Raw genomic sequence first — 20,328 nt, forward strand, 5'->3', positions numbered from 1 at the left:
CTCAGCTATGCACTCCGTATCGCGAAGAGCCGGTTATCCATTGGATCCAACGGCCTGGTCTCGAACCAGAGGCCGGTGTGTCCCGCAGGCTGAATCATCCGGCCGTCGTCCGTCACCTCGGGTTCCGCGATCATGCCATCAAGCGCAGCTTCCCCCTCCCCCGCGCCGTCCCCGGAATGCTCGGCCGCGGCGACGTCCACCCCATCCCCGGCCTCACCGTCAGCAGGCGAGCACGCCGTCACCATCATCACCATCACCAGGACGACGACCACGCACGGCAGCCACAACAGCCGATGCGAACCGTCGTCTCCCACGCTCTCCCGATGGACCATAGGCCCCACCCCGCCTCTTCGACTCAATTATCGCCGTCCCACCAGGGACGACATCCAGACAGCCGCTGTTCCCCACGACCCCCACCCGAACCCCCGACGGGCCGGACCACCACAGGGTAACCCACATTCACGAGCGTGTCCAGGGGTAAAACTATCCTTCTGTAGACCGGCTCAGGACGTCCGTTTCCGGTCCACCGGCGTCCCCAGCACGGACAGTGCCGTCGCCAGGCCGGCGTAGTTCGTCACCAGCATCACCAACGCCACCAGCTCCCGGTCGGAGAGGTACGTCGCCAACGCCGACCACGTCGGCTCGTCCACCTCCCCGTGCGCCACGATCTGGTCCACGGCGTCCAGGATCACGCCCCAACGCCTCGTCTGACCATGCGACTCCCCTTCCATCGCCTGAATCTGCTCATTCTTCAGCCCCGCCGACGCCGCCAGCTTCCTGTGGTGCGCCGCCTCATACTCGGATCTCTGCAGATGTGCGACGCGCAGGATCACCAGCTCGGTCTCCCTGCGCGACAGATAACCGAACGGCATCATCATCGCCGAGTACACCAGCCACGGCTTGAACAGCCGACGGGCCCTACCGATCGTGGAGAACACCCCCATGGTCTCCGTCCCCTGCACCTTCGCGCCGATTCGCGCGATCAGGTGGTTGAGCACCCCCAGCTCGCGGACGCCGGGGACCTTCTCACCGGGGCGGGTGATCCGCGCCGAACCCTCGGGTGATGCCTGTGTGGACAGTGACTCCGGGCCAGATACGTTCATACCCCAACACGCTACCCGGCCCGAAGCCGCCACGGGGCCGGCCCGGCAAAAATCCGCCCACAAGACCGCGACGGCACCACCGGTCTACTTGACCGTCTGGTCCTTCTCGTCCTCACGCAGGGTCAGCACGTCCACACCGGTCTCGGTGACGACCATCGTGTGCTCGAACTGCGCGGACCACTTGCCGTCCCGGTTCTGCACCGTCCAGCCGTCGTCCCAGATGTCGTAGGGCAGCTCGCCCAGGTTCAGCATCGGCTCGATCGTCAGCGTCATGCCCGGCTCCAGCACCGTGTTGTACGCCGGCTCGTCGTGGTGCAGCACCACCAGACCGTTGTGGAACGTGGGCCCCACCCCGTGGCCGGTGAAGTCACGGACCACCGAGTAGCCGAAACGCTTGGCGTAGGCCTCGATGACCCGGCCGATCACGTTGATCTCCCGGCCCGGCTTCACGGCCTTGATGCCGCGCCACATGGCGGCGTACGTGCGCTCCACCAGCAGGCGGTGCTCCTCGGAGACATCGCCGGCCAGGTAGGTGGCGTTCGTGTCACCGTGCACACCGTTCTTGTAGGCGGTGACGTCGATGTTCACGATGTCCCCGTCCTGCACCACCGTGGAGTCCGGGATGCCGTGGCACACGATCTCGTTCAGGCTCACGCAGGCGGCCTTGGTGAAACCACGGTAGCCCAGGCAGGACGGGTAGGCGCCGTGGTCGCACATGTACTCGTGGGCGACCCGGTCGATCTCGTCGGTGGTCACGCCCGGAGCCACCACGGCACCGGCCGCGGCCAGGGCGCCGGCGGCGATCCAGGAGGACTCGCGCATCGCCTCGACGACCTCGGGTGTCTGCACCCAGGGCTCACCGACGTTCTCCTGCACCTCGTCCCGCCACGCGTACTCCGGACGTTCGATGGAGTCCGGAACCTTCCGGATCGGGGTGGGGTTACCGGGTGTCAGAAGCGCTCTACTCATGACGCCCCAGCCTACTCCCCGTCCAGGTTGTCGAAGAACTGCTGGGTCACCGCCACGGAGTGCTCCGACCCGCCGCCCAGCACGATCATCGTGGCGAACGCCAGGTCGCCGCGGTATCCCATGAACCAGGCGTGCGAGCCCTCGTTGATCTCCGCCTCACCGGTCTTGCCGTACACCTCGCCGGCACCGGAGATCGCCGAACCCGAACCGCTGGTCACCACCGCGCGCATCATGTCGCGCAGGTTGCCCAGCATGCCGGGGTCCAGGGGCTCGCCCTCCACCGCGTCATTGCCGTCGGTGTCCAGGGTGTGCACCCCGTCGGTGTTGATGAGGTTCGGCACCGGGGTACGTCCGTTCGCCGCGGTGGCTGCCACCAGCGCCATGCCGAAGGGGCTGGCCAGGTCCAGGCCCTGCCCGTAGCCGGCCTCCGTGCGGTCCAGCATCACCTCGCCCTCGGGCACCTGGCCGGTCATCGTGGTCAGCCCCGGGATGTCGTAGTCACGGCCCAGGCCGAACTTCGCTGCCTCCTCCTTCAACTCCCCCGGCTCCAGGTCCGTGGAGATCCGGGCGAACGTGGTGTTGCAGGACTGGGCGAAGGCGTTGCGCATCGAGGTGTTGCCCAACGAGAAGGAGTTGTAGTTCGTCACGATACGACCGCCGATGTCCTGCGTCGCCGGGCACGCCACCGAGGAGTCGGCGTTCAGCCCCTCCTTCTCCACCCCGGCCGAGGCGGTGATCACCTTGAACGTCGATCCCGGCGGGTACTGGCCGGACAGCGCCACGTCGCCCTGCTTGTCCGCCTCCTCGGTCTGCGCCACCGCCAGCACCTCACCGGTGGACGGGCGCATCACCACCATCATCGCCTCGTCGTTGGGACGGGTGTCCACCGCCTGCTGCGCGGCCTCCTGCACCGCGCGCGACAGGCTGACCTTCACCGCCGGCGCGGGGGCGGGTTCGGCGCGTTCCAGGGTGCGCACCACCGAGGCGTTCTGGTTGACCGCCACGACCTCCCAGCCGGCCTCGCCCTCGAGCTCGGGTTCCACCAGGTCGGTGACCCGGGACATGATGTCGGGGGCGAAACCCGGGTCAGGACGCACCATCGCCGGTTCCTCGTTGAGCCGGACCCCGTCGATCGCCTCCAGCTCCTCGCGTAGCTGGTCGCCGAACTGGCCGGGGATCATCGTCACCGAGTAGGTGCCCGAGGCGTCCGATGCGGCGGACGACACGGCCGCCTCGTCGATCGTCGGGATGGCTTCCTCACCGGCGTGCGCAGCGGTGAGCACACGTCCGATGCGTCCCACCGCGCCCTGCACCCCACCGGACGTACGTGCCTCGTCGAGGTCCAGCACCACCCGCCAGGTGGTGCCCGGGGTGGCGAGCACCGCACCGTCGGAGCCGACGATGTCGGCGACCTGCGCGTCCATCCGACGCAGCTCCAGGTGCTGGTCGGCGCCCAGGTCCGGGTGCAGCACCGAGGAACGCCACCGCACCGTCCACTCCCCGCCGGTACGCGTGGCGGTGAGGGTGGCGTCGTAGCTGAACTCGCGTTCGCCGGGCAGGTCCCAGGTCATGGTGTAGTCCGCGGTGGCGACGTTGTCGTCGGTGCGCACGCCCTCCACGTCGACCTGCAGGCCGTCGGCCTGCAGGGAGTCCCAGGACTGCTCCAGGGCGTCGGACGCCACGGCGTCGTCGTCGGTGAGCCGGGCGGCGGCCTCGACGTCGCGTGACGAGACCGCGTCGAGGAAGTCACCGACCACGTCGTCGGCGACGTCCGGACGCGGGGTGCAGGCGGAGACCGTGACCAGTACGACGCTGAGCACCAGGCTCAGTACGCCGGCTACGGACGACACACCGGCGCGTGTGGTGGTGGTGCGTCTCGGGGGCCGAGCGCCGGGCGCCCCCAGAATCTGGGTCATGCCGGTCACGCTAGCAGCGCAGCGCGCTGGTTCCCCGGACAAACACGAACCGCTTTCACCCGGCCCCCTGCCAGGTGTGGCCCCGCGGTCTAGGTGGTGACCTTGACCTGGGGGGAGCCGGTGACGCCGGCGGCGGCGAGCTCCTCGGGGTCCATCTCGTCGGCGATCTTCATCGCCTCCTCGATGAGCACCTCGACGATCTCGTCCTCCGGCACGGTGCGGATGACCTCACCCTTGACGAAGATCTGGCCCTTGCCGTTGCCCGAGGCCACGCCCAGGTCGGCGTCGCGTGCCTCACCCGGACCGTTGACCACGCAGCCCATCACGGCCACGCGCAGCGGAATCTCCATGCCGTCCAGCCCGGCGGTGACCCGCTCGGCGAGGCTGTACACGTCCACCTGCGCACGCCCGCAGGACGGGCAGGACACGATCTCCAGCTTGCGCGGACGCAGGTTCAGCGACTGCAGGATCTGGTCGCCGACCTTGATCTCCTCCACCGGGTCCGCCGACAGGGAGGTACGGATCGTGTCGCCGATCCCCTCCGCCAGCAGGGCGCCGAAGGCCACCGCGGACTTGATGGTGCCCTGGAAGGCCGGACCGGCCTCGGTGACACCGAGGTGCAGCGGGTAGTCGCTCTGCGCGGCGAGCTGACGGTAGGCCTCGACCATGATCACCGGGTCGTTGTGCTTCACCGAGATCTTCAGGTCGCCGAAACCGTGCTCCTCGAACAGGCTCGCCTCCCACAGCGCGGACTCCACGAGGGCCTCCGGGGTGGCCTTGCCGTACTTCTCCATGATCCGCTTGTCCAGCGAACCGGCGTTCACGCCGATACGGATCGGGATACCCGCCTCACCGGCGGCCTTGGCGACCTCCTTGACCCGGCCGTCGAACTCCTTGATGTTGCCCGGGTTCACGCGCACCGCGGCACAGCCGGCGTCGATGGCGGCGAAGATGTACTTGGGCTGGAAGTGGATGTCGGCGATCACCGGGATCGGCGACTTCTTCGCGATCGCCGGCAGCGCCTCGGCGTCGACGGTCTTCGGGCACGCGACCCGGACCATGTCGCAGCCGGTGGCGGTGAGCTGGGCGATCTGCTGGAGGGTGGCGTTGACGTCGTGCGTCTTCGTCGTCGTCATCGACTGGACGCTGACAGGGTAGTCACTTCCGACGCCGACGTTGCCGACCATGAGCTGGCGGGTCTTGCGACGGGGAGCCAGCACCGGCGGCGGAGCGTCGGGCAAACCGAGGGAAATTCCGGTCATCGTGTTGTCTAGTCCTTACTTTCCGTGTGGATCTACGGGCACAGTCTACGCCCGGGCGTCCTGACGGGCTAAAACAGTTGGAGTGGGTTGACGACGTCGGCGACGATCACGGTCAGACCGAACACCAGCAGGATCGCCGTGGCCACGTAGGTCACCGGCATCACCTTGACGTAGTCGACCGGGCCGCCGGGCTCGAGGCCGCGCATCCTGCGCAACCGGTCACGCAGCTTCTCGTAGATGACGATGACCGCATGGCCACCGTCCAGGGGCGGCAACGGCACGAGGTTGAACACCGCGAGGAAGAAGTTGAGGTTCGCCAGCAACAGCAGGAAGCTCATCCACTGGCTCTGCTCCACCATCTGCCCACCGATGTGGGAGGCGCCGACCACGCTGACCGGGCTGTCCATCTGACGCTCGGCGCCGAAGATGGACTGCACGACCGGCCAGTAGCGCTGCGGCAGGTCGACCAGCGCCTTCACGGTCTCCTTGCCCAGGTAGTAGGTGTAGTCGGCGGTACCGCCGACCGCGGTGACCGGGTTGTAGTCCACCATCTCCGCGCGCCCGTCGAACTGCACGCCGATCGCGCCGACGGTCTGACCCTCGCGCTCCACGAGCTGCACCTGCAGGTCCAGGTCCACGTCCCGCCCGTCGCGCTGGACCGTCGCCGGCACGGTGACGGTGTCGCCGACGGCCGAGCCGTCCTGCCCCGCGGTGCGTCCGACCTCCTGGACGCCCGAGATGACCTCGGGGATGCTCCCGACATCCTCGCCGTCGACACTCACGAAGGTGTCGCCGACGGCGACGCCGGACGCCGCGGCGGAACCCTCACCGGAACAGGTAACGTCCTGTGTGGCGTCGGTTTCCGGCGAGCACACCAGCTCGACGGCCTTCGGTGCAGGCGCCTCGGTGGACGGCAGTCCGAAGCTCACCGCCACGCTGAAGATGATCAGCGTGCCGAGCACGATGTTCACGATGATGCCCGCCATCATCACGAAGACCCGCTTCCACGCGGGCCTGTTGATCATCAGGTACGGCTCTTCCTCCTCCGTCCACGGGTCGTTGACGGTCATGCCGGCGATGTCGCAGAAACCGCCCAGCGGGACGGCCTTGAGGCCGTACTCCGTGTGGCCGCGCGTGGTCGACCACACCGTCGGCCCGAAGCCGATGAAGTAGCGGCGCACGCGCATGCCGCACACCCGGGCGGCGACCATGTGGCCGGCCTCGTGCAGGGCGATCGTCACCCCGATCCCCAGGGCGAAGAGGATCACGCCAAGAGCGAAACTCACCGGCCCATCCTCTCGTGGGCCCGCGCACGGGCCTCGCGCTCGGCGGCGAGGACGTCGTCGATGTCACGCGGACGCTGCACCAGCGACGCGCAGTCCCCCATCACCTCGGCGATGGTGTCGACGATGCGCGGGAACGCCAGGGTGCCGGCGAGGAACTCCACCGCGGCCTCCTCGTTCGCCGCGTTGTATACCGCGGGCATGCACCCGCCGGCCGTCACGGCCTCGCGTGCGAGCCGGACGGCGGGGAACACCTCGTCGTCCAGGGGCTCGAAGTCCCACGTGGACGCCGTGGCGAAGTCCAGCGACGTCTGGGCGCCGGGGACGCGCCCCGGCCAGCCCAGCGCCAGGCTGATCGGCAGCTTCATCGACGGCGGGGACGCCTGGGCGATCGTCGCGCCGTCGCGGAAGGTGACCATGGAGTGCACGATGGACTGCGGGTGCACCGTCACCGCGATCTGTTCCGCCGGGACGCCGAACAGTAGGGACGCCTCGATGAGCTCCAGCCCCTTGTTCACCATCGACGAGGAGTTCAGCGTGTTCATCTGCCCCATCGACCAGGTCGGGTGGTTCGCCGCCTGCAGCGGCGTGACGTCCTGCAGCGCCTCGCGCGTCCACCCGCGGAACGGCCCGCCGGACGCCGTGAGCACCAGCTCCGCGACGTCCTCGTGACGTCCCGACCACAGGCACTGCGCCATCGCCGAGTGCTCCGAGTCCACCGGGACCAGCTGGCCCTCGGACGCGGCGTCCAGCACCAGCCCGCCGCCGGCGACGAGCGACTCCTTGTTCGCCAACGCCAGACGCGCCTCGCCGGTCAACGTCGCCAGGGTGGCGTCCAGTCCCAACGACCCGACCAGGGCGTTGAGGACGACGTCCTCACTGCCCAGGCCCAGGTCCCCGGTGGTGCGCTCCACGAGCTGACGGGCCGAGTCCGCCCCGCGGACCACGTGGCCGTCCAGCTCCCGCTCGATCTCGTCGGCACTGCGGTCGCTGGCGACCGCCACCTGCCCGGCGCCCAGGCCGAAGGAGCGCACCTGCTGAAGCAGCAGCTCCGGTTTCGTCCCGTGCGCGGAGATGCCCACCAGCTCGAAACGCTCCGGGTTGTCCGCGATGATCTCGAGCGCCTGCGTACCGATTGAACCGGTACTACCCAGCACCACTACTCGTCTCTTCACCCGGCCCATTGTTCCACGGGCCCGCGGCGCCACGGTAGCCGGGACGCCACCTCCCCGCGCTCCCCCAGCAGACCTCCAGGCTGCCCCCAGCCGCCGGTCAGGTGAGGGGCCTGCCTGCAGGGTCTGTGTGCGGGGTGAGCGGCGGGGTCACTGGCGGGGGAACCCGCGGCGGGGCGGAAGTTCACCGCGCGCGGCGGATGTGCAAGAATGGAGGCGACAATTCGGCAGGTGACCACTGCCGTCCTAGTTCAGGAGGATATCGACGTGGCCGATCACGCAAATCATGGCACGAAGGTGGCAGTGTACAACGGCGTCTCCACCGAGGATGAGCCGTCCGCAGCCTGGGGCTGGCACCAGTTCCCCCGGAAGACGACGATCGTCGTCGGCTACCTCGGTGGCCTGTCCATGTTCGGCATGCTGTTCGGTAACCACCCCGGCCACGTCGAGAACATCTGGCTCGTCTGCATCGGCGTGCTGCTGATCGTGGGCACCACGCTCTACGCACGCCACTCCTCGCCGAACTGGAAGCCGAAGCCCGCGCGCGCCACGGTGACCTCGCACAACAAGCCGGCCGGCCACCAGGAGCCCGACTGGGCCGCCGACCAGCGCAACCTCACCGGCGTCTACGCCAACATGACGACCGCCGAGCTGCGTTCCTGGAACCTGCCGGGTGTCGGCTCCGACGGTGTCGAGAGCATCGAGACCCCGAAGCACGCGCTGCACCACTAGGGTCCGCACAGGGTCCGCACGGAGAAAGCCCCCTCCCCTCCCAGTCACCTGGGTCGGGGCGGGGGCTTTTCTTTGTCCCCACCTGCCCTGGGGCAGGCGGACAACAGCAAGGAGCCTAGCGCTCCTCGGCGGCGAGCTGGCCGCAGGCTGCGGCGATCTCCTGGCCGCGGGTGTCGCGCACCGTGCAGGCCACGCCCTGGGCCGCGACCCGGCGGACGAACTCGTCCTGCACGGGCTTCGGCGAGGCGTCCCACTTCGAACCCGGGGTGGGGTTCAGCGGGATCAGGTTGACGTGCACCTGGTTGCCCAGCGCGCCGCGCAGCTTCTTGCCGAGCAGGTCGGCACGCCACGGGTGGTCGTTGATGTCGCGGATCAGCGCGTACTCGATGGACACGCGACGGCCGGACTTGTCGGCGTAGTAACGCGCGGCATCGAGGACCTCGTCCACCGACCACCGGTTGTTGACGGGCACGAGGGTGTCGCGCAGTTCATCGTCCGGGCAGTGCAGGCTCACGGCCAGGCGCATGTGCATGCCCTCGTCGGCGAGCTTGCGGATCGCCGGGGCCAGGCCCACGGTCGACACCGTCACGTTGCGCGCGGAGATGCCGAAGCCCTCCGGTGCCGGCGCGGTGATCCGACGGATCGCCTTGACCACGCGCTTGTAGTTGGCGAGCGGCTCGCCCATGCCCATGAAGACGATGTTGGACAGACGACCCTCGCCGCCCTCGACCTCACCGTCGCGCATGGACTTCGCCGCGGCGCGGACCTGCTCGACGATCTCGGCGGTCGACAGGTTGCGGTCCAGCCCGCCCTGGCCGGTGGCGCAGAACGGGCAGGCCATGCCGCAACCGGCCTGCGAGGAGATGCACAGCGTCGCGCGGTCGGGGTAGCGCATCAGGACGGACTCGAGCATGGTCGCGTCGTGCAACTTCCAGAGCGTCTTGCGCGTCTGGCCCTCGTCACAGGAGATGTTGCGGACCGACTCCATCAACGTGGGGAACAGGGCGTCCTTCACGGTGGTGCGCAGACCTTCGGGCAGGTCGGTCATCTGGGAGGGCTCGCCCTCGAGACGTCCGTAGTACTGCTTGGCGATCTGGTTGGCACGGAAGCCGGGAAGTCCGGCGTCGGTGACCGCGGCCTTGACCTCGTCGTCGGTGAGGTCGGCCAGGTGGGTGGGTGGCATGCCCCTGGTGGGGGCACGGAACTGCAGTTGAACCGGTGTAGTCATGGTGTCGGCAATTATTGCACGTCGTGGGAGGTGGGGGCACATCGTGCAATACCACTACACTTGGCGGCATGGCTAAGAGACCAGAGAATGAACGCTCAGACGACCTGACCGTCCCGACCACCGACACCGCCGAGCTGCCCGACGCCGGCGGCTTCGCCGACACGTCCGACGCCGCATCCACCGAGGTGGAGACGTCGGAGGCCCCCGCCCCGGAGGGCACCGCCGCCGACTCGTCGGCGAAGCCCTCCGTCGCCGGCTCGATCGCCGGGTCCACGTGGGTGGGCCTGAGCGTCGGCGCGGTGATCCTGATCCTGCTGCTGATCTTCATCCTGCAGAACCAGGACTCCGTGCAGCTGAAGATGTTCGTCTGGGAGTGGAACTTCCCCATCGGTGTGGGGATGCTCATCGCCGCCATCGCCGGCGCCCTGGTGATGTCGTGCGTGGGCGCGGTGCGCATCCTGCAGCTGCGCCGTCAGATCAACCACCCCGACAACGGCGGCAAGAAGAAGCGCAAATAGCGTGACCTGCGGGCTGGCCGACCGGGGTCAGCCCGCGACGGCGGTCATCACGATCCACGTGAGCATCGCCGCCGGCAGCATGCCGTCCAATCGGTCCATGATGCCGCCGTGGCCGGGGATCATCGCCGACATGTCCTTGATCTTCAGGTCGCGCTTGAACTGCGACTCGACCAGGTCGCCGACGGTGGCGCACACCGCCAGCCCGGCGCCCAGCGATATGCCGAGCACGTAGTGCATCGGCTCACGCAGGTCGAGCAGGAACAGCACCGACAGCATGCCGATGACGGCGGCGAACACCACCGAGCCGATGAAACCCTCCCAGGACTTCTTCGGGCTGATCGCCGGCACCATGGGGTGGCTGCCGAAGAACACGCCGGAGGCGTAACCGCCGACGTCCGAGGCGATGACGCACAGCATGAAGGTGAGCACCAGGCTCCACCACGGCACGTCACGGTAGGTCAGCTGCGAGAGCATGCCGGCGAAGGCACCGCACATCGGGATCCACACCAGCACGAACAGTGAGATGCCGATGTCGCGCAACCAGTTCGTCGGAGGCGACGTCCTGCCGTTGTGGAACAGGCGGGCGACCACGGCCGCGACGGCCGTCAACGCGAACGCGGAGACCAGCCCCGTGGTCCCGTAGGGCCACGACAACCAGATCATCGCCTGCCCGCCGATGAGCAGCACCGGCAGGTTCAGCGAGTACCCGTTCTCCTTGAGGCGCGAGTGCACTTCGTAGGTCGCCAGCCCCATCGCCGCGGCGACCAGGGGGTACCACACGTAAGGGATCGCGAGGCCGGCGACGACCAGCAGGCCGAGGACCAGCGCGCTGGTGATGGCGACCGGGAGGTTGCGTCCGGCGGAGTTCTTCGGCTGCGGCAGGCGGTAGCCGTCGCGTCCAGTGCTCTTACCTGCGCTATCTGCGCTATCTGCGCTGCCTGCGTTCGCAGGGTTCCCGGTGTTCACGGCGTCGCCTGTCCCTGATGGTTGTCCAGCAGTCACTAGACCTCCATCAACTCCTTCTCCTTGGACTCAACGACCGCATCGACCTGGCCGGTGTACTGGTGCGTGACCTTGTCCAGCTCCTTCTCCGCGGCCTTGACCTCGTCCTCGCCGGCGTCGCCGTCCTTCTGGATCTTCGCCAACGCGTCCATGCCCTTACGGCGGATGTTACGGATCGCGATCTTGGCGTCCTCCCCCTTGGACTTGGCGACCTTCACCAGCTGCTGACGACGCTCCTCGGTCAGCTGCGGGACGGTGACACGCAGGACGTGCCCGTCGTTGGTGGGGTTGACGCCCAGGTCCGAGTTGCGGATCGCGTTCTCGATCTCCTGCATGGCCGACTGCTCGTACGGCTTGATGATCAGCATGCGCGGTTCCGGCACGCTGATGGTGGCCATCTGGGTGATCGGGGTGCGAACACCGTAGTACTCGCCGAACACGCCGTTGAACATCGCGGGGTTCGCGCGGCCGGTCCGGATGGTCATCAGGTCCTCGCGGACGTGCTCCACCGAGCGGCTCATGTAGTCCTCGGACTCGAGCAGGGTGTCGTCAATCATTGCTGTCCTCTTGTCGCAGATAAATCAGTTGCGGGCAGGTCTTGCCGTTCCAGTGACGAATCTACCAGTCACCGGCACGGAGTTTCCCGGAAGTTCACCGACGGGGGCGTCCTGCGCCTCCCCGCCGGTGGCGGGTTTTCGGGTACGGCCGTGAAGGTACGACCGTTCAGGTACGGCCCGTTCAGGACGCCGGGGTGGCGACCAGGGTGCCGATCTGCTCCCCCGCCACGGCGCGTGCGATGTTGCCGTCCGTCAGGAGGTTGAACACGAGCATCGGCATGTTGTTGTCCATGCAGAGGCTGAAGGCGGTGGCGTCGGCGACCTTGAGGCCACGCTCGATGACCTCACGGTGGGTGATCTCGTCGAAGAGCTCGGCCTCCGGGTTGGTGCGCGGGTCGTCGCTGTAGACGCCGTCGACGCCCTTGGCCATCAGCAGCACCTCGCAGCCGATCTCCAGGGCACGCTGTGCGGCGGTGGTGTCGGTGGAGAAGTAGGGCATGCCCATGCCCGCACCGAAGATGACCACGCGGCCCTTCTCCAGGTGCCGGTCGGCGCGCAGCGGGAGGTAGGGCTCGGAGACCTGCGCCATGTTGATGGCGGTCTGCACACGCGAGTCGATGCCCTGCTGCTCCAGGAAGTCCTGCAGCGCCAGGCAGTTCATCACGGTGCCGAGCATGCCCATGTAGTCCGAGCGGGCGCGGTCCAGGCCGCGCTGCTGCAGCTCGGCGCCTCGGAAGAAGTTCCCGCCGCCGATGACCACGGCGACCTCGGCGCCCGTGGCGGCGACCTCGGCGATCTGGCGTGCCACGTTCTCCACGACGTCGGGGTCGATGCCGACCTTGCCGCCGCCGAACATCTCACCGCCGAGCTTCAGCATGACCCTCTTGTAACCGGACGGGGTGTTCGTGTCGCTTGCGGGGTTCGCTGTGCTTGCAGTGCTCTCGGCCACCGTGGGATCTCCTTGGGGGTGTTGGTGCGTGTGTGTCCGATTGATCATCCTAGCGTGCCGGCCGGTCCCCCACAGCACCGACAGCACCGAACCCGCCGTCCCCGGGCAGAGCCGGGGGCGGCGGGTTCAGGTGGTGCTGCAGTCCTGCGGCAGCTCGCGCTGCGCAAGCGGGTGACCGGGGGTACTAGCCCTGGCCGACCTCGAAGCGCACGAAACCGGTCAGCGTGACGCCGGCCTCGTCCATGACCTGCTTGACGGTCTTCTTGGACTCGGTGACGGACGGCTGGTCCAGCAGGCAGGCATCCTTGAAGTAGCCCTTGAGGCGACCCTCGATGATGTTCGGCAGGGCCTTCTCCGGCTTGCCTTCCTCGCGTGCGGTCGCCTCGGCGATCTCGCGCTCCTTGGCGACGGTCTCCTCCGGGACGTCGTCGCTGGAGAGGTAGGTGGCCTTCAGCGCGGCGACCTGCATGGCGGCGGCCTTGGCCGCACCCTCGTCGTCACCGGTGTAGGCGACGAGCACGCCGACTGCCGGGGGCAGGTCGGACGAACGGTGGTGCAGGTAGACTGCGACCTTGTCGCCCTCGATGGTGACGGCGCGACGCAGCTCGAGCTTCTCGCCGATCTTGGCGGAGAGCTCCTTGATCACGGTGTCGGCGGACTTGCCGTCGACGTCGACCTCGGCCAGGGTCTCCGGGCTGTTCGCCTTGGCTGCGGCAGCGGCCTCGGCGATGCGGTTGGAGATCTCGATGAACTCGCAGTTCTTCGCGACGAAGTCGGTCTCGGAGTTGATCTCGACCATGGTGTTGCCGGACACTGCGATCAGGCCCTCGGCCGCGGTGCGCTCGGCGCGCTTGCCCACGTCCTTGGCGCCCTTGATGCGCAGGATCTCGACTGCCTTGTCGAAGTTGCCTTCGGACTCCTCGAGGGCCTTCTTGCAGGCCATCATGCCGGAGCCGGTGAGCTCGCGGAGCTTCTTGACTTCAGCAGCGGTGTAGTTCGCCATGTGAGGCGATCCTCCTTCAGATGGTGGAAGTGAAAAGTACAGACGTAGAGAGAATTTCTCCGGTGAGAACTACTCTGCAGACTCGGCTGCGGGGGTCTCCGCGGCAGCGGCCTCGGGAGCCTCTGCGGCCTCCGGAGCCTCGGACTGTTCGGTCTTCTCGGTCTTCTCAGCCTTCTCGGCGGGGGCCTTCTCGGCGTCGCCTGCGGACTCCTTGGCGGCGGCGGCCTGGCGCTCGGCGCGGGCCGTGCGTCCTGCCTCGACGGCGGAGGAGATCACGGAGGTCAGCACCGTGGTGGCGCGGATGGCGTCGTCGTTGCCCGGGATCGGGAAGTTGACGTCGTCCGGGTCACAGTTGGTGTCGAGGATGGCGACGACCGGGATGTTGAGCTTCTTCGCCTCGGAGACGGCGATGTGCTCCTTGTTGGTGTCCACGATCCACAGTGCGGAGGGGATCTTGGACATGTCGGAGATGCCGCCCAGGACGCGCTCGAGCTTGTTCCGCTCGCGGGTCAGCATCAGCACCTCCTTCTTGGTGCGGCCCTTGTAGCCGTCCTCGGCAGCCTCCATTGCCTGGAGCTCCTTGAGACGGTGCAGACGCTTGGCGACGGTCTGGAAGTTCGTGAGCATGCCGCCGAGCCAACGGTGGTTGACGTAGGGCATGCCGACGCGCTCGGCCTCGGAGGCGATGGCCTCCTGGGCCTGCTTCTTGGTGCCGACGTAGAGGACGTTGCCGCCGTGGGCAACGGTCTCCTTGACGAACTCGTAGGCCTCGTCGATGAAGGTCAGAGTCTGCTGCAGGTCGATGATGTAGATGCCGTTACGGTCGGTGAAGATGAAACGCTTCATCTTCGGGTTCCAACGACGGGTCTGGTGACCGAAGTGGACGCCGGCGTCCAGCAGTTCGCGCATGGTGACAACAGCCATGATATTTCAGGGGAGTTCGCTGGTCAGGGACTTTTCCCTGACTGCCGCTCCCCTTCCTCGCTTTCAAAAGTTCAGGTTGACGGTTCTTGTACGGCCGACTTGCCGACGGGGTTTCTCCGTCGATTCACCGGTCGTCCTGGCAGGCATCCCCGGGTTGTCCCCGCCCAGATAACCCCGCTTGAGTCAGCGGGGACCGTTGGCGGACGGGCCACAATGTTCGGATCACGCGATACCTACGCGATGTCAGCACACCCACCCGACCAGGTGCTGATCGGACCGCTCCCGCCGCTCCCACCACAGATCGCGTGTGACTGTGGCCGTCGCGGGGACCGCATTCGGCAACCGGTGGAAGACCACCAGCTGAGCGCCGCACCAGACTGGCGGGCATACTGCAGTTGATGAATCTACCCTGAACCTGAGCTTCCCACAACTCCACGTGCCCGCCCTGTGCACCGGCTCCGCCGCCGGTCACCCGCGGTACCGGAGTTGTCCACATTTCCGGTTCGACCCGGCTTTTCACACCTCTCCCACCGGTAACATCAGCGCCCATGACGGGGACATCACGGCGGGGGCCGTACCGGACGATCGCAGCCACTCTCATCGCGGCGGTGCTGGCCACGGGCGTGAGTGCCGCCCAGCCACCGGGGCAGGGACAGGCACAGGTGCAGGGGCTGCAGTACGTGCAGGACGCTGCGGGCGCTGCGGGCGTTGCAGGCACGGGCGATGCCGACCGCGTGGGGACGCACCGGCGTCCGGTGCCCGGGGCCGTGCTGCGTGGCGCCGACATCCCGGAGCAGAACTGGTTGCCGGGTCACCGCGGGGTGGACCTGGCGGCCGCCCCGGGGGACGTGGTGTCGGCGAGTAGCGCGGGGACCGTGCACTTCGCCGGCGTCGTCGCCGGGACCCCGCTGGTCTCCGTGGACCACGGGGACGGACTGCGCACCACCTACGAGCCGGTCATCGCCTCGGTCTCCACCGGCGACACCGTGCACGCCGGCCAACGCATCGGGGTGCTGGCGGACGCCGCGTCCCTGCCCTCCACCGCCCGACGCGGGGAGGGACTGTCCTGGGGCGCGCGGGTGGAGGCGCCTGACGGAGGTTCCGCCGTGCGCTACATCGACCCGATGAGCCTGCTGGGTGTGGTCCACGTCCGGCTGTGGTCCTGACCCCGGCCCGGCCGACTCAGTCGTTGTAGCCGGAGCGTGGATGTGCCTGCCGGTACACCTGACGCAGCCGCTCGGTGCCGACGTGGGTGTAGATCTGCGTGGTCTGCATCGAGGCGTGTCCGAGAAACTCCTGGACGACCCTCAGGTCCGCGCCTCCCTCGAGCACTGCGGTGGCGCTGGAGTGGCGCAGTCCGTGCGGGGTGACCCCGGGCGTGCCGGCGGCCTCGGCCGCGGCGTGGACGACCTCGCGCACACGACGCTGGTCGATGCGTCCACCACGGCTGCCGAGGAACAGCGCCGAGGTCGCCGGACGCTTCGGCCCACGTCGGGCGGCGAGGTCCCCGCGCACCTCCAGCCAGGCGTCCAACGCCGTGCGTGCCGCGGTGCCGAAGGGCACCACACGGGTCTTAGCTCCCTTGCCGGTGACACGCAGATCACGGTCGCCGAGGTCGGCGAGGTCGGCCCCGCAGAGCTCGGCGACGCGGATGCCGCTGGCGTAGAGAAGTTCGAGCATCGCCCAGTCACGCACCCTCAGGGCGTGGGCGTGCGCGTCGGGGGCGTCCTGCGTGCCGTCTTGAATCTGTCCCTGTGCCAGTCGCTGGGCCCGTTCGAGCAGTGTGCCGGCCTGGTCGTTGGACAGCACCCGCGGCAGATGGCGTTGCGGCGGCGGGGCCTGCAGGGCCGAGACCGGGTTCCCGGGCAGCCGGCCGGTGTGGCTGAGCCACCCGCCGAAACCACGCATGGCGGAGACCAGCCGGGCCACCGTCGCCCGCGAAGCCCCGGCCTCCAAAGCCCAGTCCAGGACGTCGCGGCCACGTTCCAGGGTGAACTCCTCGACGCTCCCGAGCCCCTCGCACGCCGAGTAGAGGTCCCGGCCGTAGGCACGCACCGTGTTCGGCGAACGCCCCTTCACCAGCTCCAGGTACTCCAGGTACCCCCCGATGGCCTCCTCCACGGGGCCCGGGGTCCCGCCGACACCGTGGATGTGACCGTCACTGCTCATGGTTCACGATCCTAGCCCGGCGCGCTCCCATGGTGAGTCTCGTCCACCTTGTTCTCCTGCACCGCGTTCTTCTTCACAGGGCTCTCGTCGACCGTCTTGATCCACCGGTTGCCTGAACGCACCACGAGGCTCATCCTCTCCAGCTCGGTGATGGTGCGCACCACCGCCGCCATCGGCATCGACGTCTCGGCGCTGATGTGCTCGGTGTCGCCGAGGCCGTCGGAGGCGACCCCGCAGGAGTCGTACACCCGCAGCTGCTCCGCACTGAGCCGCTGGACCGGGCTGGCCCCGAACTCGAGGGCGAGCTGCAGTTCGGTGTCCACGCTGCCCACCGGTTCCACCACCTCGCGCACGTCCGCCGCCCGGGTGATCAGGATGCCCGCGCCGTCGCGGATGCGCTTGTGGCAGCCGATGTAGTCGGCGGAGTCCACCGGGCCGGGCAGCACCATCACCGGCCGGTACATGCTGTCCGCCCAGTTCGCCGTGTTCACCGCCCCGGAACGGTAGCCGGCGGCCAACAGGACGGTGCCCTGCGACATCGCGGCGACCAGCCGGTTGCGGGTGAGGAAGCGGTGGCGGGCGGCACGCTGGTGCGGCGGGTACTCAGAGACCACGAGGCCTCGTCGGGTCGCCGCGTGGAACAGTCCCTCGTTCGTGCGTGGGTACACCTCGCCGGGGCCGGTCGCGGTGACGACCACGGTCCGTCCTGCGGCACTGAGCGCCCCGGAGTGCGCGGCGGTGTCGATCCCCAACGCCCCACCGGAGACCACCGTGTACCCGGCGTTGGCCAGTTCACTGGCCATGGCGTGGGTGGTGCGGTTGCCGTAGGCCGTCGACGACCGCGTCCCCACCATCGCCACGCTGCGCTCCACCGCCTCGTCCAGCCGGGCGGTGCCGGTGGCCCACAGCGCGAAGGGCTGGGTCGCCTGCCCACGGATACCGTCGACGACGGTGTCTGGGCCGATGTTCATGAATGAGCTGGCGAAACGTTCCGCGGGCCACTCTGGTGAGTCCGGGGTGATCAGCCGCCAGCCCTGCTCACGGGCGAAGGACAGGTCGAGCGACTCGTCCACGTCCGCCCTGCGCCGGGTGCTCTGCAGCAGCGCCTCCGGCAACGCCGAGTCACGACGCCGGATCATGCCGGCCGCCCGCTCCACGTCCGCCGGCGCACCGGTGTCGACGCTGGCCGCCGCGCCGTCGTCGACGCCGTCCGGCCACAACAGTTCCAGCAGTTCCATCTGGGAGGCCTCCACCACCCGCCGCAGGTACATCCACGCCCGCATCCGTACGCTGCCGTGGTCCTCGGCCGTACTCCCCGTACGTCCTGCTCCGCTCATGCCAGTCCCCCTCGTTCCCGTCATGTCCCTCATGCCCGTCGTTTCCGTCATCTCAGTCCCACCGCTCATCCCTTGCTCCAGTTCCCGCCCCCGCTGCCGCCGTCCCCGGCGATGTCCACGCAACCGGTGAACAGCTCGAGCGCGTCCATGACCTCGCCCATCCCGGGCCGGCCACCACCGGCCAGGTCCGTCATCGTCCAGGCCACCCGCAACGTACGGTCCACCCCACGCTGGGAGACCACGCCGGTACGCAGCTTCTCCTGCAGCATCACCATGCCCGCGTCGTCCGCGGAGTGGTGACGCCGCAACGCCGGACCCGGTGCGGCGGCATTCGACCGCCACGTCCGCCAACGGTGCACCGCCCGGTCGCGCGCCTCGACCACCCGCTCGCGCACCTGCGCGCTGGACTCCGGGAGCTGAGTGCCCGCTGTTCCCGCGCCTGAGCCGATCAGCGACTCCCCCTGCCCGGCGCGGGTCCGCACCGCCAGGTCCACCCGGTCCAGCAACGGCCCCGACAGACGTTGCAGGTAGCGGTCACGCACACCACCGCGGCACCGGCAGTCCACCGGCTCGGCCGCCCCGCACGGGCACGGGTTCGACGCCAGCACCAGCTGGAAACGCGACGGGAAACGCACCGTACCGTGGTGACGCACGATGTCGATGTGCCCGGTCTCCATCGGGGTGCGCAGCAACTCCAGCGTCCCGGCGGACACCTCCGGCGCCTCGTCGATGAACAGCACCCCGTTGTGTGCGATGCTCACCGCCCCGGGACGGATCCGCCCGGCACCACCACCGGCCAACGCCGCACGCGTCACCGAATGGTGCGGGGCCACGAAAGGACGCTGCCCGAGCCACACCTGCTCGAGGCGCTGACGGGCCCCGGCGACCGAATGCACCGCGGCGGTCTCCAGCTGCTCGGACTGAGCCAGCGGAGGCAGGATGCCGGGCAGCCGCTCGGCCAGCATCGACTTTCCCGTCCCCGGCGGCCCGGCGAGCCACAGGTGGTGGCCGCCCGCCGCGGCGATCTCCAATCCCCGTCGGGCCTCGTCCTGCCCGCACACGTCGGCCAGGTCGGCCCCGCCCGCCGCCTCCGAACCCTGACCGGCACCGGGAACCACCGGTCCGCCGGCGTTGTCCGAGAGGCAGGACGCCAGGTCGTGGGCGGGCCCGCCGCGTATCCACGGCAGCAGCTCACCCAGGTGGGCCAGACCGACCACGTCCAGGCCGGTGGCCTGGGCAGCGCGGGCGGCCTCGGCGGCGTTGCCGACCGGTACCGCCGCGCGGCGGAAACCCGCCCCCTCGGCGGCGACGAGCATCGGCAGCACCCCGTCCACCGGACGGACCGAACCGTCCAGCCCCAGCTCACCCACCACCACCGTGGAGCGCAGCTCCTGTGACGGCACCGCGCCCTGGGCATCCAGGATCGCCAACACCATCAGCAGGTCGAAACCCGCCCCACGTTTAGGCACCGAGGCCGGGGACAGGCTCATCACCACCCGGCTCTTCGGCCAGTCCAGGCCACTGTTGATCATCGCCGAACGCACCCGGTCACGCGCCTGGACCACCGCAGTGTCGCCCAGGCCCACGATGCTCATCCCCGGCAGCCCGGGGCTGATGTCACACTCCACGGTCACCGGGGTTCCGGTGACACCGTTGAGGGCGATGCCCTGCGCCTGGCCCACGCGCACCGGTGAGCGGTCGCTGAACGTGATCACCATCCCACGCCCTCGTAGTGGGTGATCTCGCCGGCGGTGATGTCCAGCACGTCGAAGCGCACATGCCGGGCACGGTGCTCGGGATGACGACGCAGCCACTCCGCCCCGGCGTGGCGCATCGCGGTGAGCTTGGCCGGGGTCACCGCCTCGGCACCGGTGCCGTAGCGTCCGTCCAGACGCCACTTGACCTCGACGAAGACGATCTCCGAGCCGTCACCCGAATCCGGGCCCGCGAGGATGATGTCCACCTCCCCACGGGCGGTGAAGAAGTTGCGTCCCAGCAGCCGGTAGCCGCGCTCCAGGAAGTAGGCGGCGGCAACGTCCTCCCCCGCCGCACCGACCTCGCGCAGGTTGCGTCCCGCCCGGCCGCTGCGACCTGCGGGCCCGCCCTGCTGCTTGCCTTGTCTCTGTGGCTTCGTCTCGTCCGACATACCCCAGCACTCTGGCAGGCCGCACAGACCGCGCCGGGCCCGCACGGGGCATCGTCGC

General features: G+C 68.8%; 20 protein-coding genes. 3 read left to right on the forward strand and 17 right to left on the reverse strand.

Annotation, left to right across the window (positions count from 1 at the left end; translation table 11 throughout):
• Positions 1 to 5: 5 nt before the first annotated feature.
• From ACT3S3_RS12205 to dxr, 7 genes are all read right to left on the reverse strand, one after another.
• Complete coding sequence (locus tag ACT3S3_RS12205; protein ID WP_444626836.1) at positions 6 to 314, reverse strand: hypothetical protein; 309 nt, start codon at positions 312 to 314, stop codon at positions 6 to 8.
• A 189-nt stretch (positions 315 to 503) separates the two neighbouring features.
• Positions 504 to 1,103, reverse strand: a complete 600-nt coding sequence (locus tag ACT3S3_RS12210; RefSeq protein ID WP_301443293.1) for a carboxymuconolactone decarboxylase family protein — start codon at positions 1,101 to 1,103, stop codon at positions 504 to 506.
• A gap of 84 nt (positions 1,104 to 1,187) precedes the next feature.
• Entirely contained in the window at positions 1,188 to 2,072 is an 885-nt protein-coding gene (gene map / locus ACT3S3_RS12215; RefSeq protein ID WP_301443292.1) for a type I methionyl aminopeptidase, read from the reverse strand.
• Between the two features lie 11 nt (positions 2,073 to 2,083).
• On the reverse strand, positions 2,084 to 3,988 hold the full coding sequence (locus tag ACT3S3_RS12220) for a penicillin-binding transpeptidase domain-containing protein (RefSeq protein WP_301443291.1): 1,905 nt from the start codon (positions 3,986 to 3,988) through the stop codon (positions 2,084 to 2,086).
• An 89-nt stretch (positions 3,989 to 4,077) separates the two neighbouring features.
• Positions 4,078 to 5,250 (reverse strand): flavodoxin-dependent (E)-4-hydroxy-3-methylbut-2-enyl-diphosphate synthase, encoded by a 1,173-nt coding sequence (gene ispG, locus ACT3S3_RS12225; RefSeq protein ID WP_301443290.1) that lies wholly within the window; start codon positions 5,248 to 5,250, stop codon positions 4,078 to 4,080.
• Positions 5,251 to 5,318: 68 nt separating this feature from the next.
• Entirely contained in the window at positions 5,319 to 6,536 is a 1,218-nt protein-coding gene (locus tag ACT3S3_RS12230) for a M50 family metallopeptidase (RefSeq protein WP_301443289.1), read from the reverse strand.
• Entirely contained in the window at positions 6,533 to 7,717 is a 1,185-nt protein-coding gene (gene dxr, locus ACT3S3_RS12235) for a 1-deoxy-D-xylulose-5-phosphate reductoisomerase (protein WP_301443288.1), read from the reverse strand. Before dxr ends, ACT3S3_RS12230 begins: the two co-directional genes overlap by 4 nt.
• Positions 7,718 to 7,972: 255 nt before the next feature.
• Between dxr and ACT3S3_RS12240 the strand changes: the two genes are divergently transcribed.
• Positions 7,973 to 8,437 (forward strand): DUF2631 domain-containing protein, encoded by a 465-nt coding sequence (locus tag ACT3S3_RS12240; RefSeq protein ID WP_441579121.1) that lies wholly within the window; start codon positions 7,973 to 7,975, stop codon positions 8,435 to 8,437.
• 115 nt (positions 8,438 to 8,552) lie between these two features.
• Here ACT3S3_RS12240 and rlmN read toward each other — a convergent pair whose 3' ends face one another.
• Positions 8,553 to 9,665 (reverse strand): 23S rRNA (adenine(2503)-C(2))-methyltransferase RlmN, encoded by a 1,113-nt coding sequence (rlmN, locus tag ACT3S3_RS12245; protein ID WP_301443540.1) that lies wholly within the window; start codon positions 9,663 to 9,665, stop codon positions 8,553 to 8,555.
• A gap of 68 nt (positions 9,666 to 9,733) precedes the next feature.
• On the opposite strand from rlmN, the gene ACT3S3_RS12250 reads away from it, so the two are divergent.
• Complete coding sequence (locus tag ACT3S3_RS12250; protein WP_301443539.1) at positions 9,734 to 10,183, forward strand: LapA family protein; 450 nt, start codon at positions 9,734 to 9,736, stop codon at positions 10,181 to 10,183.
• Positions 10,184 to 10,210: 27 nt separating this feature from the next.
• Here the strand turns inward: ACT3S3_RS12250 and ACT3S3_RS12255 are convergent, their stop codons facing one another.
• The 5 genes from ACT3S3_RS12255 to rpsB form a co-directional block, all read right to left on the reverse strand.
• On the reverse strand, positions 10,211 to 11,065 hold the full coding sequence (locus ACT3S3_RS12255; protein WP_301443543.1) for a phosphatidate cytidylyltransferase: 855 nt from the start codon (positions 11,063 to 11,065) through the stop codon (positions 10,211 to 10,213).
• A gap of 119 nt (positions 11,066 to 11,184) precedes the next feature.
• Entirely contained in the window at positions 11,185 to 11,742 is a 558-nt protein-coding gene (frr, locus tag ACT3S3_RS12260) for a ribosome recycling factor (RefSeq protein WP_301443538.1), read from the reverse strand.
• 181 nt (positions 11,743 to 11,923) lie between these two features.
• Positions 11,924 to 12,619: a UMP kinase gene (gene pyrH / locus ACT3S3_RS12265; RefSeq protein WP_301443542.1), complete on the reverse strand. Its 696-nt coding sequence runs from the start codon at positions 12,617 to 12,619 to the stop codon at positions 11,924 to 11,926.
• Between the two features lie 256 nt (positions 12,620 to 12,875).
• Positions 12,876 to 13,694: a translation elongation factor Ts gene (tsf, locus tag ACT3S3_RS12270; protein WP_444626838.1), complete on the reverse strand. Its 819-nt coding sequence runs from the start codon at positions 13,692 to 13,694 to the stop codon at positions 12,876 to 12,878.
• A gap of 69 nt (positions 13,695 to 13,763) precedes the next feature.
• On the reverse strand, positions 13,764 to 14,618 hold the full coding sequence (rpsB, locus tag ACT3S3_RS12275) for a 30S ribosomal protein S2 (RefSeq protein WP_444614763.1): 855 nt from the start codon (positions 14,616 to 14,618) through the stop codon (positions 13,764 to 13,766).
• A gap of 548 nt (positions 14,619 to 15,166) precedes the next feature.
• On the opposite strand from rpsB, the gene ACT3S3_RS12280 reads away from it, so the two are divergent.
• Positions 15,167 to 15,784, forward strand: a complete 618-nt coding sequence (locus ACT3S3_RS12280; protein WP_301443769.1) for a M23 family metallopeptidase — start codon at positions 15,167 to 15,169, stop codon at positions 15,782 to 15,784.
• A gap of 16 nt (positions 15,785 to 15,800) precedes the next feature.
• Here the strand turns inward: ACT3S3_RS12280 and ACT3S3_RS12285 are convergent, their stop codons facing one another.
• The 4 genes from ACT3S3_RS12285 to ACT3S3_RS12300 form a co-directional block, all read right to left on the reverse strand.
• Complete coding sequence (locus ACT3S3_RS12285; protein WP_301443768.1) at positions 15,801 to 16,787, reverse strand: tyrosine recombinase XerC; 987 nt, start codon at positions 16,785 to 16,787, stop codon at positions 15,801 to 15,803.
• An 11-nt stretch (positions 16,788 to 16,798) separates the two neighbouring features.
• Positions 16,799 to 18,124, reverse strand: a complete 1,326-nt coding sequence (gene dprA / locus ACT3S3_RS12290) for a DNA-processing protein DprA (RefSeq protein ID WP_301443767.1) — start codon at positions 18,122 to 18,124, stop codon at positions 16,799 to 16,801.
• Positions 18,125 to 18,189: 65 nt separating this feature from the next.
• Positions 18,190 to 19,842 carry a YifB family Mg chelatase-like AAA ATPase gene (locus ACT3S3_RS12295; protein WP_444626840.1) on the reverse strand — a complete coding sequence of 551 codons (1,653 nt, stop codon included), beginning with the start codon at positions 19,840 to 19,842 and terminating at the stop codon, positions 18,190 to 18,192.
• Positions 19,836 to 20,270 carry a YraN family protein gene (locus ACT3S3_RS12300; RefSeq protein ID WP_301444091.1) on the reverse strand — a complete coding sequence of 145 codons (435 nt, stop codon included), beginning with the start codon at positions 20,268 to 20,270 and terminating at the stop codon, positions 19,836 to 19,838. Before ACT3S3_RS12300 ends, ACT3S3_RS12295 begins: the two co-directional genes overlap by 7 nt.
• Positions 20,271 to 20,328: the final 58 nt, after the last annotated feature.

This window comes from Corynebacterium sp. AOP40-4SA-5 (genome assembly GCF_052377355.1).
In the GTDB taxonomy this organism is placed as follows: Bacteria; Actinomycetota; Actinomycetes; order Mycobacteriales; family Mycobacteriaceae; genus Corynebacterium.

Bases quoted from the DNA above. Each gene is read 5' to 3' on its own strand.
- rlmN (WP_301443540.1), bottom strand. From the start codon at position 9,665: ATGACTACACCGGTTCAACTGCAGTTCCGTGCCCCCACCAGGGGCATG.
- ACT3S3_RS12295 (WP_444626840.1), bottom strand. From the start codon at position 19,842: ATGGTGATCACGTTCAGCGACCGCTCACCGGTGCGCGTGGGCCAGGCG.
- ACT3S3_RS12250 (WP_301443539.1), top strand. From the start codon at position 9,734: ATGGCTAAGAGACCAGAGAATGAACGCTCAGACGACCTGACCGTCCCG.
- ACT3S3_RS12300 (WP_301444091.1), bottom strand. From the start codon at position 20,270: ATGTCGGACGAGACGAAGCCACAGAGACAAGGCAAGCAGCAGGGCGGG.
- dprA (WP_301443767.1), bottom strand. From the start codon at position 18,124: ATGAGCGGAGCAGGACGTACGGGGAGTACGGCCGAGGACCACGGCAGC.
- rpsB (WP_444614763.1), bottom strand. From the start codon at position 14,618: ATGGCTGTTGTCACCATGCGCGAACTGCTGGACGCCGGCGTCCACTTC.
- tsf (WP_444626838.1), bottom strand. From the start codon at position 13,694: ATGGCGAACTACACCGCTGCTGAAGTCAAGAAGCTCCGCGAGCTCACC.
- ACT3S3_RS12210 (WP_301443293.1), bottom strand. From the start codon at position 1,103: ATGAACGTATCTGGCCCGGAGTCACTGTCCACACAGGCATCACCCGAG.
- ACT3S3_RS12280 (WP_301443769.1), top strand. From the start codon at position 15,167: ATGACGGGGACATCACGGCGGGGGCCGTACCGGACGATCGCAGCCACT.
- map (WP_301443292.1), bottom strand. From the start codon at position 2,072: ATGAGTAGAGCGCTTCTGACACCCGGTAACCCCACCCCGATCCGGAAG.
- ACT3S3_RS12285 (WP_301443768.1), bottom strand. From the start codon at position 16,787: ATGAGCAGTGACGGTCACATCCACGGTGTCGGCGGGACCCCGGGCCCC.
- pyrH (WP_301443542.1), bottom strand. From the start codon at position 12,619: ATGCTGAAGCTCGGCGGTGAGATGTTCGGCGGCGGCAAGGTCGGCATC.
- dxr (WP_301443288.1), bottom strand. From the start codon at position 7,717: ATGGGCCGGGTGAAGAGACGAGTAGTGGTGCTGGGTAGTACCGGTTCA.
- ispG (WP_301443290.1), bottom strand. From the start codon at position 5,250: ATGACCGGAATTTCCCTCGGTTTGCCCGACGCTCCGCCGCCGGTGCTG.
- ACT3S3_RS12220 (WP_301443291.1), bottom strand. From the start codon at position 3,988: ATGACCCAGATTCTGGGGGCGCCCGGCGCTCGGCCCCCGAGACGCACC.
- frr (WP_301443538.1), bottom strand. From the start codon at position 11,742: ATGATTGACGACACCCTGCTCGAGTCCGAGGACTACATGAGCCGCTCG.